At 41.6% G+C, this 16,179-nt stretch carries 14 protein-coding genes and 6 tRNA genes; 14 read left to right on the top strand and 6 right to left on the bottom strand.

The features are described from left to right. Positions 1–221: 221 nt before the first annotated feature. From trpA to FTU06_RS13705, 4 genes are read left to right on the top strand one after another with little or no spacing between them, the layout of a single operon-like run. Positions 222–1,025 carry a tryptophan synthase subunit alpha gene (trpA, locus tag FTU06_RS13720; RefSeq protein ID WP_078191221.1) on the top strand — a complete coding sequence of 268 codons (804 nt, stop codon included), beginning with the start codon at positions 222–224 and terminating at the stop codon, positions 1,023–1,025. Beyond that, positions 1,022–1,918: an acetyl-CoA carboxylase, carboxyltransferase subunit beta gene (gene accD / locus FTU06_RS13715; protein WP_180005414.1), complete on the top strand. Its 897-nt coding sequence runs from the start codon at positions 1,022–1,024 to the stop codon at positions 1,916–1,918. The genes trpA and accD overlap by 4 nt, the downstream gene beginning before the upstream one ends. Continuing rightward, a complete protein-coding gene (gene folC, locus FTU06_RS13710) occupies positions 1,915–3,198 on the top strand; it encodes a bifunctional tetrahydrofolate synthase/dihydrofolate synthase (RefSeq protein ID WP_180147185.1) in 1,284 nt (427 codons plus the stop codon). Before accD ends, folC begins: the two co-directional genes overlap by 4 nt. Beyond that, positions 3,189–4,208 carry an SPOR domain-containing protein gene (locus tag FTU06_RS13705; protein ID WP_373683938.1) on the top strand — a complete coding sequence of 340 codons (1,020 nt, stop codon included), beginning with the start codon at positions 3,189–3,191 and terminating at the stop codon, positions 4,206–4,208. The genes folC and FTU06_RS13705 overlap by 10 nt, the downstream gene beginning before the upstream one ends. A gap of 20 nt (positions 4,209–4,228) precedes the next feature. On the opposite strand, the gene FTU06_RS13700 is transcribed toward FTU06_RS13705, so the two are convergent. The 3 genes from FTU06_RS13700 to FTU06_RS13690 all read right to left on the bottom strand — a co-directional run bounded on the left by FTU06_RS13700 (position 4,229) and on the right by FTU06_RS13690 (position 6,575). Then, positions 4,229–4,828 (bottom strand): dual specificity protein phosphatase family protein, encoded by a 600-nt coding sequence (locus FTU06_RS13700; protein WP_180074286.1) that lies wholly within the window; start codon positions 4,826–4,828, stop codon positions 4,229–4,231. Beyond that, positions 4,818–5,645: an MBL fold metallo-hydrolase gene (locus tag FTU06_RS13695; RefSeq protein WP_180074288.1), complete on the bottom strand. Its 828-nt coding sequence runs from the start codon at positions 5,643–5,645 to the stop codon at positions 4,818–4,820. Before FTU06_RS13695 ends, FTU06_RS13700 begins: the two co-directional genes overlap by 11 nt. Positions 5,646–5,939: 294 nt before the next feature. Then, entirely contained in the window at positions 5,940–6,575 is a 636-nt protein-coding gene (locus FTU06_RS13690) for a peroxiredoxin (RefSeq protein WP_078194127.1), read from the bottom strand. 337 nt (positions 6,576–6,912) lie between these two features. Between FTU06_RS13690 and secA the strand changes: the two genes are divergently transcribed. From secA to FTU06_RS13640, 10 genes are all read left to right on the top strand, one after another. After that, entirely contained in the window at positions 6,913–9,636 is a 2,724-nt protein-coding gene (gene secA, locus FTU06_RS13685; protein ID WP_180114472.1) for a preprotein translocase subunit SecA, read from the top strand. Between the two features lie 145 nt (positions 9,637–9,781). Then, on the top strand, positions 9,782–10,138 hold the full coding sequence (locus tag FTU06_RS13680; protein WP_180055834.1) for a hypothetical protein: 357 nt from the start codon (positions 9,782–9,784) through the stop codon (positions 10,136–10,138). A gap of 160 nt (positions 10,139–10,298) precedes the next feature. After that, the gene (argJ, locus tag FTU06_RS13675; RefSeq protein ID WP_180147182.1) at positions 10,299–11,519 is read left to right on the top strand and encodes a bifunctional glutamate N-acetyltransferase/amino-acid acetyltransferase ArgJ; all 1,221 of its coding nucleotides are present in this window, start codon (positions 10,299–10,301) and stop codon (positions 11,517–11,519) included. A 153-nt stretch (positions 11,520–11,672) separates the two neighbouring features. Continuing rightward, positions 11,673–12,740, top strand: a complete 1,068-nt coding sequence (gene nadA, locus FTU06_RS13670) for a quinolinate synthase NadA (RefSeq protein ID WP_180089784.1) — start codon at positions 11,673–11,675, stop codon at positions 12,738–12,740. Between the two features lie 154 nt (positions 12,741–12,894). Next, a tRNA-Pro gene (locus tag FTU06_RS13665) sits at positions 12,895–12,971 on the top strand. 45 nt (positions 12,972–13,016) lie between these two features. Next, positions 13,017–13,093: transfer RNA gene (locus FTU06_RS13660), tRNA-Arg, on the top strand. 44 nt (positions 13,094–13,137) lie between these two features. Continuing rightward, positions 13,138–13,213 (top strand) — tRNA-His (locus FTU06_RS13655). 3 nt (positions 13,214–13,216) lie between these two features. Further along, a tRNA-Pro gene (locus FTU06_RS13650) sits at positions 13,217–13,293 on the top strand. Positions 13,294–13,398: 105 nt separating this feature from the next. Further along, a tRNA-His gene (locus FTU06_RS13645) sits at positions 13,399–13,474 on the top strand. Between the two features lie 17 nt (positions 13,475–13,491). Next, a tRNA-Pro gene (locus FTU06_RS13640) sits at positions 13,492–13,568 on the top strand. Positions 13,569–13,682: 114 nt separating this feature from the next. On the opposite strand, the gene FTU06_RS13635 is transcribed toward FTU06_RS13640, so the two are convergent. The 3 genes from FTU06_RS13635 to FTU06_RS13625 are packed head-to-tail and all read right to left on the bottom strand — an operon-like array spanning position 13,683 to position 15,885. Further along, complete coding sequence (locus FTU06_RS13635; protein WP_180147179.1) at positions 13,683–14,162, bottom strand: OmpA family protein; 480 nt, start codon at positions 14,160–14,162, stop codon at positions 13,683–13,685. An 8-nt stretch (positions 14,163–14,170) separates the two neighbouring features. Beyond that, positions 14,171–15,388 carry a diguanylate cyclase domain-containing protein gene (locus FTU06_RS13630; protein ID WP_180147176.1) on the bottom strand — a complete coding sequence of 406 codons (1,218 nt, stop codon included), beginning with the start codon at positions 15,386–15,388 and terminating at the stop codon, positions 14,171–14,173. After that, on the bottom strand, positions 15,385–15,885 hold the full coding sequence (locus FTU06_RS13625) for a YfiR family protein (protein ID WP_180035852.1): 501 nt from the start codon (positions 15,883–15,885) through the stop codon (positions 15,385–15,387). Before FTU06_RS13625 ends, FTU06_RS13630 begins: the two co-directional genes overlap by 4 nt. Between the last annotated feature and the right edge of the window lie 294 nt (positions 15,886–16,179).

Raw genomic sequence — 16,179 nt, 5'->3', positions numbered from 1 at the left:
CCAGATCCTAAAATTAGGCATCTTTGATCATTGTGAAAAAAACTGAAATATCGGTAAATGATGCTTTCGGGTTGTTCTGGAAAATTATGTTTGCATGAGAAATGCCGACTGAGGATTGTATACCCTGTTCAATGGGTAAAAAATAGCGTTACAATGCGATGTCTTGTATTTCGACAAAACCCACATCATAGTTTTGATTCATTCAAGGAAAGTATAACCCTATGTCACGTTTAGCCACTCGATTTGGAACGCTTAAATCTCAACAGCGTAAGGCCTTGGTTTCTTATGTTATGGCTGGTGACCCTCATCCACAAGTAACGGTACCTTTGTTACATCAAATGGTTGAGGCAGGTGTAGATGTGATCGAATTGGGTCTTCCATTTTCAGACCCAATGGCGGATGGTCCTGTTATTGCACTTGCCGCTGAGCGTGCGCTTGCTGCAGGAACCAATACTCTAGATGCCTTGAACATGGTGAAAGAGTTCCGTAAAAACGATACAGAAACACCCGTGGTACTGATGGGCTATTTAAACCCTGTTGAAGTAATCGGCTATGAAAAGTTTGTTGCCTATGCACATGAATGCGGTGTAGATGGCGTGCTCTTGGTGGACCTTCCACCAGAAGAAGCAAAAGATCTAGATGCAGTATTGAAAAAATACGACATGGATCAAATCTTCTTACTTGCGCCAACATCCACTGATGAACGTATTCAGCATGTGGTGAAACAAGCCAGTGGATTTATCTACTATGTTTCTTTGAAAGGTGTGACAGGTGCAGCGACTTTAGACGTTGCTGAAGCTGCGGCACGTATTCAAAAAATCAAATCGTATACTCAGGTACCAGTTGGTGTTGGCTTTGGTATCAGTGATGCAGCATCGGCGAAAGCCATGGGTGTGGCTGCAGATGCGGTGATTGTAGGTAGTGCTTTTGTTAAACAATTTGCAAACTTAGCGCCAGAACAAGCTGTAATCGAAACAGTGAATAAAGTGAAGGAGCTTCGAGCTGCGCTCGATGAGTTAGTATGAGTCAAGACGCAAAAACAGGCAAAATTCTGAGCGCATCTACGCCATGGACAGAGCGTGCGGTACCAGGTATTCATGTACCTGATGAACAGCAAGCATTAAAGGCGACATTTACTGAGCCGACGATTGAATGTCCTGAGTGTCATGCACTTGTGACTCGTACTGCAATGTCATTTAATGCCTACGTTTGTCCGCAGTGTGATGAACACTTGCGAATGAAAGCGCGTGATCGTTTGAACTGGTTCTTTGACCAAGTACAAAAAGAATTGGGTCAAGAATTTAAAGCCAAAGATCCACTTAAATTTGTAGATAGCAAAGCGTATCCAGACCGTATGTCTGAAGCGCAGAAGAAAACCGGTGAAACAGAAGCTTTAGTGGTGATGCAAGGAACGCTGAAAGGCATTCCAATGATTGCGACTGCTTTCGAATTTGATTTCATGGGCGGTTCAATGGGCACTGTGGTTGGTGACCGTTTTGTTCAAGCGGCTGAACTTGCGATTAAAGCAAAACAACCGCTTATTTGCTTCGCTGCCTCTGGCGGTGCACGTATGCAAGAAGGCATGTTGTCACTCATGCAAATGGCGCGTACTTCTGCTGCCATCCAAAAAATGAAAGATGCTGGCTTGCCTTATCTAGTGGTGCTGACACATCCAGTCTATGGTGGTGTGACTGCATCATTGGCAATGCTCGGTGATGTTCACTTGGCTGAACCGAAAGCCATGATTGGTTTTGCTGGTAAGCGTGTGATTGAGCAAACTGTACGTGAAAAATTGGAAGAACCGTTCCAACGTGCAGAATACTTGCTTGATCATGGTGTAGTCGATCAAATTGTTCACCGTCATGCATTACGTGATACAGTTTATCGTATTGTAGCGAAATTGATGAACTTGCCTTGAACACAGCACCACTTGCAACTGATTCTTTAAGTACATGGCTCGATTATTGGAGCCATGTTCATGTTACGGGTATTGATTTAGGTCTGGAACGGGTGATTCCTGTTGCGGAACGACTCGGTGTAACCCAGCCTGATGCGAAAGTGCTGACGGTCGCGGGAACAAACGGTAAAGGTTCAACCACGACCACTTTGGCTGCGATTTTAAATGCGCAAGGTTATAATGTGGGTTTATACCAATCACCGCATATCTATCGATTCAATGAACGTGTAAAGCTTCAAGGTGTTGAAGTGGCCGACCAAACCCTGATTGATGCTTTTGTGGCCGTTGATCAGGCGCGTCGTGAATGTGAATTAAGTTTATCTTTTTTTGAAGCGACCACTTTGGCCGCTTTTGTTATTTTTAAACAGCAACATTGCGATGTATGGGTACTTGAAGTCGGCCTCGGTGGCCGACTTGATGTAGTCAATGTCGTCGATCCAGATGTTGCAGTGATTACTAATATTGGTTTAGACCATACCGATTGGTTGGGTGACACCATTGAAAAAATTGCTTTTGAGAAAGCAGGGATTATTCGTCCAAATATTCCTGTGATTTTTGGTGGGCAGCAAGTTTTGCCTGAAGCCATTCGTCAAAAAGTAGAAGATTGCCAAGCCGCTTTACATGTACTCAATCGTGATTATTTTTATCAGTACAGTGATGACGGACAATCTTGGATGTTTGCTTCATCAGGTACAACTTTAAAACTGCCAGTGGGTTCTTTGGCACTCGAAAATATCTCTACGGCTGTAGCGGCAATATTGGCCAGTGGTTTGGTGGTCTCTCAGCAGTCGATCGCTCAGGGGATTATCAATGCCAAGTTACAAGGCCGTTTTGAAGTTAGAGAAATTGCAGGAAAAACGGTGATTTTCGATGCGGGACATAACCCGCATGGTGTTGAATTTTTGTTAAAGCAATTGCGAAATTTCCTCCAGTACAATAAACAATACACAGAAGTGATCAGCGTTTTCTCCATGCTGACTGATAAAGACATAAATTCTGTCGTTAACTTATTGAAAGATACGGTAAGAATGTGGAAAATTGCACAATTAAATGTGCCACGTGCGGCATCTATCACACAATTGGATAGCGCACTGCAGCATCAAGTCGTAGAACATTATGACAATGTGCAATTAGCTTTTAAGTCCGCGCTGGAAGAAACAAAGAATAATCAGCTGATTCTGGTATGTGGTTCATTTCATACCTTAGAAGCGGTATGGGAGTATCTGGAAGAATGTCAATGAATAACAAACAACGCTGGATGGGTGGTGTTGTTTTATTAGGTGGTGGTGTACTGCTGGCCGCACTTTTACTTAAAGGCAAAGAAGAAATACATCAAAATCAAAGCCAAACCCCTGAAATGGCTCAAGTTGAGCAACAAGGTCAGGGTGCGGGTAAAATGTCATCATTGACTGTTGATGTTGAAACTGAAAAGCGTTTGCTCGAAGAACAACGACGTACCCGTGAAAAATCGGTTGCGGAGCAAGAAGCACGTGCAGCAGAATTTTTAGCGATGCAACAACAAGCGGAGGCTGATGCAGCACGTAAAGCAGCAGAAGAATATGCAGCTTTAAACGCACATCGTTCAGCTCAACAAAGTTCGGATAATATTCCTCCCGAATTGGTTGAAGATGAAAAAGCAAAGCAAAAGCGTTTAGCTGAGGATAAGTTGGCGGCTCAAAAAAAGTTAGAGACTCAGTCGGCGCAGCAAAAGGCTGATCAGGCACGTATCGCAGCAGATAAACAAAAAGCCGAAGCAAAACGTAAAGCGGATGCTCAAAAAGAAGCTGAACGTAAAGCACATGCTGAAGCTGAGAAAAAAGCAGCAGATAAGAAAGCAGCCGAAGCGAAGCAACAAGCTGAAGAAAAGCGTAAAGCCGAAGAAAAACACAAGGCAGAAGAAAAGCGTAAAGCCGAAGAAAAACACAAGGCAGAAGAAAAGCGTAAAGCCGAAGCCAAGAAAAAAGCTGAAGCTGAAAAAGCACGTGATCTGTTGGAAAATGGCGATAAGCAATGGATGGTACAAGTTGCTCTAGCTGCCAATGAAGCCAATGCAGATGCCGTCGCTGCAAAATTACGTGCAAAAGGCTATAAAGTGACGAAGAGTCCTACATCTAAAGGCATTCGTATTATGGTCGGCCCTTCGAAGGACCGTGATGCTGCGGACGCAACACGTAAAAAGATCAATTCAGATGCAAGTTTGAATATGAAATCGGCGTGGGTGATTGATTGGGTACCACTCGATAAACGCTAAGTTTATTTGAGGAATGACCTTTAATAAGATGGATTCAGTAGTTGCTGCTGAATCCATTTTACATTTTCAGGGCTGAATAATCGGTCGATATTTTTCCAAATAGGGTGGAAGCCATAACCACCTTGTTTCATTTCACGTTTTGCTTCCTCAATGGACCAATGCTGAAAAATAATACGGTACATGGCCACACTCGCTCCTGTACGGTCTGAGCCGTGGTAGCAATGGATTAATACTTTTTGCTGCTGTTGTTCAGCTTCTTTTATGGTTTTCATCACCGCCAGTAAATCTTCACGATCGATTTGCCACGTGTGTATCGGAATATGTGCAAATTTAATCTTTTGTGTATCAATAGTATTTTTTAAGCGTTCTGGGTTATGGTGCCGTGAACGTAAATTTATGATCACATCGATGTGCTGTTCTCGTAGAACAGGGGCGAGATCTGCATCAGGTTGTTCACTGCGAAATACTGTTGGGCTGATTTGATAAAAATTATGCTGTTGATGAACGACTTTGCCCCAATGCTGAGGACGTTCATTTAACGGTAATGGATTTGATGTCATGCAACCCGTGAAGCTGAAGCTAACACTGAGTAGGATCATTGGTAGGATTTTAGCGGTCATAGCTTGTATTCTGATAGCGAGCGAATTCGAATGGGTCATGTGCACAGATGAGATCGATGTCCGGATGCTGCGCTAACTGCTGAATCTTATGAAGTGTGTGCAGTCGCTGTGTATTGTCGGTGGCAAATAAACGTTCAAGCTGATTTAAGGCCCGCGAATGAAAATTTGGATTTAATTGATGATGTGAGTAATAAGCATCGCCACAATATAACAACCAGCGATGGTTATTTTTTATTGCAATACCGGCATGACCCGCGGTATGTCCCAAAAGCGGGAGCATTAAAATGTCATCTTGAAAAATAGATAGACCGGCAGTGTGCTCTAAGTTAAACCATGCTTGCGTCCCGATGCTTTCGATAAAATTCCAATAACGATGCAGTTGGAATTGCTGTGGTCGATAGCGCAGTCGTGATTTTAAGCTATGAAGGTTTTGAGTGGCATTATATTCACTGGCTAAGACATGCACGGTCGCCTGCGGAAAATCAGAGATCCCGCCAGCATGATCAAAATCTAAGTGTGACAACAAAATGTGTTGAACATCTTGAGCCTTAAAGCCTAATTTTTGAATTTGATGAGTCGCACTCAGTTGCGGATTAAATTTGATCTGCGCTGTGCGTGAAATAAACCGACCTAAACGATTTTGTGGATGTAAATAATCTTGTAAGCCCAGTCCTGTATCGACTAAGACGAGCCCTTTATCGGTTTCAATGAGCAGGCAATGACAGACCAAATGTGCGCGAAAGCCTTTCTGTCCAAATAAAGGGGCACACGTTGGACAAAAACTACCACAATGTAAATGATGAATTTGATGAATCACGGTTTGTTATTTTCAAGTTTTTATTAGTTATAACGGAATTGTGATGTTTAACCAATCTAATCCCTGAGAGGAATTTGTAATCAAAAAAAGCTCATCCGGAGATGAGCAGGTTGGAGAATGCCAGAACGGGCTCGTCATTCGTTCTGAAGGGGGAAAACTATATTAACTATGGTTATGACACTTAGTTTGCTTAGGTGCTGCGCTTAAAAATAGTTAAATTTGTACCTTCGCTTTGGTCACTCACAGCAGAGCTTCTTATCTTGCGCTCGGACAGCGTAATGCTCCGTTTTATCCTCACTTAGGTTGAGGCGTTAAACGAAGGTAAGGCGTAACTGCGTTATATCCTTGAGGAAAGCGTTGTTTGATTTCCTCTTCATCTTTTAATGACGGCACAATCACAACATCTTCACCTTGTTGCCAGTTGGCCGGTGTTGCAACTTTATGGTTGTCTGTCAGTTGCAAAGAGTCAATGACACGTAAAATTTCATGGAAGTTACGCCCTGTAGATGCAGGATAAGTAATGATTAAACGGACTTTTTTATTTGGATCGATGATCACCAAAGAGCGAACAGTTAATGTTTCGCTGGCATTGGGGTGAATGAAATCATAAAGGGTGGACACTTTACGGTCTTTGTCTGCAATGATCGGGAAGTTGACCGTGGTATTTTGAGTATTATTAATGTCGTTAATCCAACCATGATGCGACTCAACATCATCAACAGACAGGGCAATGGCCTTGACACCACGTTTGCTAAATTCATCTTTTAGTTTTGCGGTAAATCCAAGTTCTGTGGTGCAGACTGGGGTGTAATCGGCAGGATGCGAAAATAAAATGCCCCAACTGTCACCTAAAAAGTCATAAAAATGAATGCTGCCTTCGCTTGAGTCTTGAGTAAAGTCTGGTGCAGTATCACCTAAACGAATCGTCATGGAATATCCCCGTATTTATTGAATTTGTTTAACTTGAAAATAAATATGAAGGATTTTTTTTATGATTAAAAATAGTGTTTTTTCATTTCTTTATGAATATATTTCATATAAAACAGTTTTATTGGGGGATAAATGCGAAATATCTCACGACAGAGTCACTATGTTGTCTGCAGAAAATTTGTTACATTAGCTTGCCTTAAGTCTCCGGGGCTAGAACCCGAGCGCAGAATATTTAAGGGGATTTTTGTGCAAAACCCTTGTACTTCGAATTTCTAGCACCATAATAACGACTAAGAAAATATATTCATTTGACAAGCAAGATTTAGAGAGTCTATTCATGTTGGCAAGTCTGATCGGAGGAATCTTCGGTACCAAAAATGAGCGCGAACTCAAACGCATGCGTAAAATCGTAGAGAAGATTAATGCGCTCGAGCCGACGATATCTGTTCTAAGCGATGCAGACTTATCTGCAAAAACTGAAGAATTCAAAGAACGTTATAAAAAAGGCGACAGCCTTGATAAATTATTACCTGAAGCGTTTGCTGTTTGTCGTGAAGCTGCGAAGCGTGTCATGGGCATGCGTCATTATGACGTACAGCTGATTGGTGGTATTACCTTGCATGAAGGTAAGATCGCAGAGATGCGTACCGGTGAAGGTAAAACCCTCATGGGAACGCTTGCTTGTTACCTCAATGCGATTAGTGGTGAAGGTGTTCACGTGATTACGGTGAACGACTATCTCGCACAGCGTGATGCTGAATTAAACCGTCCATTATTCGAATTTTTAGGTTTAAGCATTGGGATTATTTACTCAATGCAAGACTCAACTGAAAAAGCTCAAGCGTATCGAGCTGACATTACTTACGGTACCAACAACGAATTCGGTTTCGATTACTTGCGTGACAACATGGTGTTTTCTGCTGCTGAGAAAAAACAGCGCAGCTTAACCTATGCCATCATCGATGAGGTCGATTCGATCCTGATTGATGAAGCGCGTACACCGTTGATCATTTCTGGTCAATCAGAAGATTCATCTCAGTTGTATGCTGCCATTAACAGCATTCCACCAAAACTTCATGCACAAAAAGAAGAGAAGGTACCAGATGGTGGTCACTTCTGGATTGACGAAAAACAGCGCTCTGTAGAAATGACCGAAGTCGGTTATGAAACTGTTGAAGCTGAATTGATTCAAATGGGCTTGCTTGCTGAAGGTGAAAGTCTATATTCATCTGCTAATTTAAACTTGGTGCACCATGTTTCTGCGGCCATTCGTGCGCATTACCTATACCAACGCAACGTGCATTACATCATCCACGAAGGTGAAGTGATCATTGTCGATGAAAACACTGGTCGTACCATGCCGGGTCGCCGTTGGTCAGAAGGTTTGCATCAAGCAGTGGAAGCAAAAGAAGGTTTGGAAATTCAACCTGAAAACCAAACTTTAGCAACTACAACATTCCAGAACTATTTCCGTCTATACAAAAAATTATCAGGGATGACGGGTACTGCAGATACTGAAGCTGCAGAGATGAAAGAAATTTATGGCTTGGATGTTGTACTTATTCCAACCCATCGCCCGATGATTCGTAATGACCAAAACGATTTAATCTATTTAAACCGTGAAGGTAAATACAACGCCATCATTCAAGAAATTCAACGTGTTCATGAAGCGGGTGTTGCACCGATCCTGATTGGTACAGCAACCATTGAAGCCTCTGAAATTTTATCAGATAAGCTGAAAGAAGCTGGTATTCAACATGAAGTACTTAATGCGAAACAACATGAGCGCGAAGCGGATATTATTGCGCAAGCGGGTTCACCTCGTGCAGTAACCATTGCGACTAACATGGCTGGTCGTGGTACTGATATTCTGTTAGGTGGTAACTGGAAAGCGTTGCTGGCGAAGATTGAAGAGCCGACTGAAGCAGATGAAGCACGTTTGAAAGCAGAGTGGGAACAAAATCATGAAATGGTGCTGAACTCTGGTGGTTTACACATCATTGGTTCAGAACGTCATGAATCTCGTCGTATCGATAACCAGTTACGTGGTCGTGCGGGCCGTCAAGGTGACCCAGGTGTGTCACGTTTCTACTTGTCGCTTGAAGATGACTTGATGCGTATCTTCGCAGGTGATCGCGTAGTTGCAATGATGCGTGCCATGGGTCTGAAAGAAGATGAAGCCATTGAGCATAAAATGGTGTCACGCTCGATTGAAAATGCACAACGTAAAGTTGAAGCACGTAACTTCGATATTCGTAAAAATTTATTGAAATACGATGACGTAAACAACGAACAACGTAAGATTATTTACTCTCAGCGTGATGAAATTCTTGTTGAACCGTCTTTACAAGATTACATCGAAACGATGATTCAGGATGTGACTAAAGGCATGATCGAAGTATATATTCCACCTGAGTCTATTCACGATCAGTGGGATATAGAAGGTCTTGAAAAGGCGCTACGTGAAGATCTATCGATTGAACTGCCAATTTCGCAGTGGCTAGAGCAAGATCGTCGTTTGGATGAAGAAGCTTTGGTTGAACGTATTACTGATGAAGTTCTTCAGCACTACCGTTCACGTCGTACGCAAATGGGTGACGAAACGGCTGCAATGCTCGAACGTCACTTTATGTTGAATTCATTGGACCGCCATTGGAAAGAGCATTTGGCAGCAATGGATTACTTACGTCAAGGGATTCATTTACGTGGTTATGCGCAGAAAAATCCTGAGCAAGAATACAAAAAAGAAGCCTTTAATTTATTTGTAAACATGCTTGCTGTGATTAAGTCAGATGTCGTGACAGATTTATCTCGTATTCATGTGCCTACAGCCGAAGAGCTTGCAGAAATGGAAGCTCAAAAACAGGCTCAAGCTGAATCAATGAATCTTCAATTGTCACACAATGACTTTGATAATTTGTTGGCTGAAGCCAACGGTAATGATGTTATCGATGCGCAATATACACCTGCAGAGCAAGTGATTGTTCCGCCAGAAAGTCGTAACTCACCGTGCCCATGTGGTTCAGGTCTAAAATATAAACAATGTCACGGTAAAATTTAAACAGCATTGTTTAATTTCAAATAAATCAGAGCCATCGCGCTCTGATTTTTTTATTTACTCAGCTGATCTGACCTGAATAGTATTTGCAGTGCAGCGGATTAAATGTTATTTAGTTTCTATCAATAACCGTAAGACGGAAAAGACAATGAAAAAAGTACTAAAACCGTTCATGATTGCTGCTTTGGCTTTGCCAACTTTTACCTTTGCAAACGCTCCTCAGACGACTTCTGTAGAGAAAGTTCAACAAGCAGTTGGTCCAACAACAACTCAAGTACAGATTGGTACTGACGGTCAAGTGACTGTAGCAAGCCCGCGTACGGGTATTCGTTATACCTTTGCCAATCCAAATCGTCCAATCGTATTGCAAACTGCAAAAATTGCAGCAGCCAATGCGGCGAATGCTGACCGTATTGTGGCTGAAAACCCAGCCCTTTCTGCTGCGAGTCAACAAAAAGCGAAACAAGTGCTTCTTGATGAAGCAACTCAGCTTGCACGTAACTAATTTACGACGAACATCGATAAAGACCAGTCGAAAGACTGGTTTTTTTATGTGCAAAAGAAATCCACAATAAAATTACAGCAAAACCGTGCTTCTGCTCGATTTTTTATAGATTTTGCACTAAGCTGTATTTTTTATAACTCATATAGTTGGACGTTGAAAAATGGCAGTTGGTGACGTATCTATGCCACAGATGCATGTGGTGAAAGGTGTAAAAATCGGTTCGGCTGAAGCATATGTGCGCTATCAGAACCGACGTGACCTTGTCATTTTTGAATTTGCTGAAGGTTCTAATGTCGCAGGCGTTTTTACTCAAAATGCATTTTGTGCAGCACCGGTGCATATTTCTAAAGCGCACTTATTAGCAGGTAATCCACGTTATTTAGTGATTAACACCGGAAATGCCAATGCAGGTACTGGCAAAATTGGCATGGCAAATGCTGAAGCGACATGTGTGAAACTGGCAGAACTGGCAGGTGTTCAAAATACAGAAGTTCTTCCATTTTCAACAGGTGTAATTGGTGAGCAATTACCTATTGATCGTTTGGTTCAAGGCTTGCAACCCGCATTAGATAGTTTGCAGGAAGATGCATGGTTGGATGCGGCAACGGGCATTATGACCACAGATACAACACCTAAAGGTGCATCTGAACAGTTCGAACTAGATGGCGTTCTGTATACCATGACAGGTATTTCTAAAGGCGCAGGCATGATTCGTCCAAATATGGCGACCATGTTGAGCTATGTGGCAACTGATGCACCCATTAGCCGTGAGCTGGTGCAACAGCTTTTGAAAACCACAGTTAACCTGTCGTTTAACCGTATTACGGTGGATGGTGATACCTCAACGAATGACTCATGTATTTTGATTGCAACGGGCCAAGCTGGTGGTGTAGAAATTACTTCAGAATCAGATTCACGTTATGCTGCTGTTTTAGACGTGTTAACACGTGTAATGAAGCGTCTTGCACAGCTCATTGTCCGTGATGGTGAAGGTGCGACGAAGTTTATTACTGTGGCGGTAGAAGGCGGCGCAGATACTCAAGAATGTTGTGATATTGCTTATAGCATTGCACATTCACCGTTGGTTAAAACTGCAATCTTCGCATCAGATCCAAACTGGGGCCGTATTTTGGCAGCTATTGGTTATGCAGGTGTGCCAAACTTAGATGTTGAAAAAATTCAGGTCTGGTTAGGTGATGTTCAAATCTGTAAAGACGGTGGTGCCGCAGCAGATTATACCGAAGCAGCAGGGGCTGCAGAGATGGAGAAATCTGAGATCACGATCCGTGTAGATTTAGGACGTGGCAGTGCTCGAGATACTGTGTATACCTGTGACCTGTCGTATGATTATGTCAAGATTAACGCAGATTACCGTTCATAAGATATTTGATGTTTTTGAAAAGCCTCCGTTGTGAGGCTTTTTTATAAGTGGAACTTTTTAATGACCGGTAAAAAATAGCCAAGTGCCATATTTATGGGTCAGTTGTGAAGCACCTGTGTAGTAGCAGGCATTAAGGATAGAGAAGACGTTGTGATGAATAATGCAAACAACTTAATTGCAAATGAAGCAAAATCAATTGTACAAGCGCATTTGGATCGTTTGGGTGATGTTAAAGAGCATCACTTAACGGAAGCTGCAAAGCTTGAAAAGTTTGAATTAATTAAAGCGGAACTCAAAAAACGTAACGCTGTCCTTGTTGCACACTATTACTGTGATCCTGAAGTGCAGGAACTAGCAGAACTGACCGGTGGATGCGTTTCGGATTCACTTGAAATGGCACGTTTTGGTCGGGATCATGAAGCAACGACGTTGGTGGTTGCAGGGGTGAAATTCATGGGGGAGACCTCGAAGATTTTATCTCCTGAAAAAACTGTATTGATGCCAACCCTAGAAGCAACATGCTCACTTGATTTGGGTTGTCCTGTCGATGAATTTACCAAATTTTGCGATGCACATCCGGATCATACGGTTGTGGTATATGCCAATACCTCGGCGGCAGTGAAAGCGCGTGCAGATTGGGTGGTAACCTCGAGCTGTGCTGTTGAAATTGTTGAGCATTTAGATAGTTTAGGTGAAAAAATTATTTGGGCACCCGATCAGCATCTCGGTCGCTATATTCAAAAGAAAACCGGTGCAGACATGTTGCTATGGGATGGGGCATGTATTGTCCATGAAGAGTTCCGTGCACGTGGTATTGCCAATATGAAAGCGCTGTATCCTGATGCAGCAGTTTTGGTACATCCAGAGTCACCAGAATCTGTGGTGGATATTGCAGATGCCGTCGGTAGCACCTCGCAATTGATCAAGGCTGCACAAACCTTGCCATACGAACGTTTAATCGTGGCAACAGATCGCGGTATTTTTTATAAAATGCAGCAAGCTGTGCCGAATAAAATTCTCATCGAAGCACCGACGGCAGGTGAGGGAGCGACTTGTCGTTCATGTGCGCATTGCCCTTGGATGGCCATGAATGAATTAGATGGCATTCTCGAAGTTTTACAAAAAGGCGATCAGGAAATTTTCGTAGATCCAGTGCTCGCTGAGCGTGCTAAATTGCCTTTAGATCGGATGTTGAATTTCAGTGCCAGTTTAAAACGTTAATTTTTGCTTGAAAAATGATTAAAGTGCTTGATAAATAATCGCTTGAAATGATTTTTTATGTTTTTTTGAAGATAGGTGTTGACGTTAATCAACGTCACGCCTAGAATGCACACCGTACCGCACGATATGCGATACAGCGAAAGCTGAGATGAAACGGAGCATAGCACAGCCTGGTAGTGCACCTGGTTTGGGACCAGGGGGTCGTAGGTTCGAATCCTACTGCTCCGACCAATTTCTCAAGGCAAAAATCGCGTGATAGTCTATGTCATCGGTAATGCGCCTGTAGCTCAGTTGGATAGAGCATCCGCCTTCTAAGCGGATGGTCACAGGTTCGAATCCTGTCAGGCGCGCCATTTTAATGGTGTTCTGATAATAGAATCTGAAACTTGTTGTGATGGTGGATGTAGCTCAGTTGGTAGAGCCCCGGATTGTGATTCCGGTTGTCGTGGGTTCGAATCCCATCATTCACCCCAATTCGGAGCATAGCACAGCCTGGTAGTGCACCTGGTTTGGGACCAGGGGGTCGTAGGTTCGAATCCTACTGCTCCGACCATTTTCTCAAAGAAAACGGTCGATAAAAGATACCGCATACAGCGGTTTTTTTATGCCTGTAATTTAAAATGCGTTATATTGGTTATTCACAAGCAAGAACATGATGGTGGATGTAGCTCAGTTGGTAGAGCCCCGGATTGTGATTCCGGTTGTCGTGGGTTCGAATCCCATCATTCACCCCAACTTTTAAAGTTGAAAGCGGAGCATAGCACAGCCTGGTAGTGCACCTGGTTTGGGACCAGGGGGTCGTAGGTTCGAATCCTACTGCTCCGACCATTTATCTCAAAAGTAATACTATGAAAAAGATGCCGCATATAGCGGTTTTTTTATGCCTGAAATTTATAAAAAATAGAAAAGCCACCATAAGGTGGCTTTTCTAAATTCCGCTATTTAGGGAATGATCGTGACATTTACACGACGGTTGATGGCACGATTGGTTTCGGTGTCATTAGAGACCATCGGCTGTTCAGCACCACGGCCAATAATTTGAATATTTGAACTGTTATAACCTTGCTTTAAAAAGACGTTTGCGACGCTTTGCGCACGTTTTTCTGACAGTTGTTGGTTGTAATTGGCTTGTCCAACATTATCCGTATGACCAATAAACTTAATTTTATTCAGGTCATATTTAATCAGTTGAGTGGCAAGTGTATTTAACTTGCCTTGTTGGTGAGGTTGAATTTGATAATCATCAAAACCAAATAAAAGACTTTCTGGTAGGGCAAGTGTCCAACCATCGTTGGTCAAGACAAACCCTTCTTTTTTAAGCATGCGTGCTTGTTTGTAGCTTAAGTTGCCTAAACTCATGCAGGCTGTCATAGTGGCCGTGAATGCAAGTATAAATAAAACTTTAAATGCGTTCTTTAACATAGCAAATCCTATGAGTTGGGGCGTTGTGGTGCAATGCACCAATGATTATTCGAAAGTTTAGCATCATACATGGCGCGATCCGCATCTGCGATTAGATCTTCTGGCGATTTCGCATTTTGGATCAGTGCTACACCAATATTAGCTTGTAATGCAATATTATGTTGCTCATAAACAAATGTGGAACCATAGCATTCATGTATTTTGTGACAAAAGACTTCGAGTTCTGTCAGGAAATTTAAATGATTGATAATAATTGCAAATTCGTCACCACCGAGTCGCGCAACGAAAGCATTATCTGGTAGTGCTTGTTTTAAACAATGTGATGAGGCGCGTAGTACTGCATCACCAGCTAAGTGTCCATATTGGTCATTCACATGTTTAAAGTTTTCAATATCGACAAAGAACACAGCAGTGTTCGCTTTTAAGTCAAATAGCTCAAACAGCTTTTCATAAAAATAATTACGATTTGGCAATTGGGTTAATGCATCATGACGTGCTAGATGAATTAGCTTGTCATTTTCTGAAATCAAGTTTTTATTTGACTGTTCAATTTCACTAAGTAAACCATTAAAGGCGGTACTGAGTGCGTGTAATTCTTGAATATCAGAGTTTGAAACCCGCATTTTATAATCTTTCTTAATGCTAATGGTTTGGGCTGATTCAACAATAGAGCGAACAGATTGCATTAAGTATTGATAAACAGAATTCACCGACCAAAACACAGTAGCCAATAAAAGAATAAAACCTAAAAACAAGCCCAGCAAAATTTTATGGAAGAAACTAACTAAATCTGAAGAGTTTCCATATACGACCAGTTCGCCGTAACTTTTCTGATCATGATGAATATCTAAACGAATCGGTTGGCTAAAAAACAAATAATCTAAAATCGCTTGGCTAGAGAATGTTGAAATTTCTTGTTGCTCAGCATGTGCCAGCGACGCATTTTGATGGTTGGTAGTTTCAATCGATCGAATGGGATACAGTTGAGTGTATTCATTTAAAATTTGACGCATCGTTGTTTGGTCATTAAACACCACAGCGGGTTGAACACGTTCGTTTATCGCATTTGATAAAATCGTTAAGCTGTTTTTTGCATAGGTATGCATAGTATAAGTGGAAATAACCAAAAAAATCGCAGAACAAATCGTAAAAGTTAAAGCGAAGATAGTGAGCTGCGAACGCGTAAATAATTGGTGTAATGTAATTGGGTTATAGAGTTGTTTCATTCAGCTGACTCCGATGACTTCGCCAGTAATAAAACGCGTGGATCAATATGTATTTGTGACTGCGTTAAGCTTTCCATATTAATTTTAAACGAATAACTCTGATTTTTTTTATACAAACAAAATGCACTGCCAGACTCACACTCACTATTGTTACTACTTAGAGAGAGGGCGGGGAAATTAACATGGTTGTTTAAAATACTTTGTTCTTCTTTTGCTGATAGATTGGAAAAAAATAAAACTTGGCAATGACTAGATTTGATGTCATTCACATTGATGGCTGTAATTTTATAAGTGCTGTGGGTTGGCGCAAGTTTTTTAAAATCATTGACTAAACTTGAATTATTAATCACACAAAATTTGGGTGAAGTGGTTTCCCACTTGGCATAACTCAATATAGAGAAAGTGGTTGTGAAAATATTTGCTGTGGGAGCTGCATATAATATGGGTGAAATGGAGCACGCCATTATTAAATAGGCAGTTTTTTTAAAAACAACCATACGAAATCAATAATTCTTAAATTAAATGGAATGAAAATTGGGTTTATATACGTTTTATTATATGAAATAGGGTGTATATAGCCCAATAATAATACAAAAGAATGTTTATGTGTTTAAAAAAGCGACATGCGTAAAATAAATCATAAAAAAGGTGTTGCGTTGGATCAGAAATGCTGTAGAATGCACATCCATCGGCGGTGATGAAGATTAAAACTTCTGATAAAACAATGACTTGGTTGAATTGATTAAGTTTGGTTTTATTTGATAAGTTTAAAAATAATTTGAATTACTGGT

This window comes from Acinetobacter sp. YH12052, assembly GCF_013419835.1.
GTDB lineage: Bacteria > Pseudomonadota > Gammaproteobacteria > Pseudomonadales > Moraxellaceae > Acinetobacter > Acinetobacter amyesii.
Note: the sequence above shows the minus strand (reverse complement) of the source record. Positions and strands in the feature narration are given on the sequence as shown.

Bases quoted from the DNA above. Each gene is read 5' to 3' on its own strand.
- FTU06_RS13680 (WP_180055834.1), top strand. From the start codon at position 9,782: ATGAAAAAAGTACTAAAACCGTTCATGATTGCTGCTTTGGCTTTGCCA.
- FTU06_RS13635 (WP_180147179.1), bottom strand. From the start codon at position 14,162: ATGTTAAAGAACGCATTTAAAGTTTTATTTATACTTGCATTCACGGCC.
- FTU06_RS13705 (WP_373683938.1), top strand. From the start codon at position 3,189: ATGTCAATGAATAACAAACAACGCTGGATGGGTGGTGTTGTTTTATTA.
- accD (WP_180005414.1), top strand. From the start codon at position 1,022: ATGAGTCAAGACGCAAAAACAGGCAAAATTCTGAGCGCATCTACGCCA.
- FTU06_RS13700 (WP_180074286.1), bottom strand. From the start codon at position 4,828: ATGACCGCTAAAATCCTACCAATGATCCTACTCAGTGTTAGCTTCAGC.
- nadA (WP_180089784.1), top strand. From the start codon at position 11,673: ATGAATAATGCAAACAACTTAATTGCAAATGAAGCAAAATCAATTGTA.
- secA (WP_180114472.1), top strand. From the start codon at position 6,913: ATGTTGGCAAGTCTGATCGGAGGAATCTTCGGTACCAAAAATGAGCGC.
- trpA (WP_078191221.1), top strand. From the start codon at position 222: ATGTCACGTTTAGCCACTCGATTTGGAACGCTTAAATCTCAACAGCGT.
- FTU06_RS13690 (WP_078194127.1), bottom strand. From the start codon at position 6,575: ATGACGATTCGTTTAGGTGATACTGCACCAGACTTTACTCAAGACTCA.
- argJ (WP_180147182.1), top strand. From the start codon at position 10,299: ATGGCAGTTGGTGACGTATCTATGCCACAGATGCATGTGGTGAAAGGT.
- FTU06_RS13630 (WP_180147176.1), bottom strand. From the start codon at position 15,388: ATGAAACAACTCTATAACCCAATTACATTACACCAATTATTTACGCGT.
- FTU06_RS13625 (WP_180035852.1), bottom strand. From the start codon at position 15,885: ATGGTTGTTTTTAAAAAAACTGCCTATTTAATAATGGCGTGCTCCATT.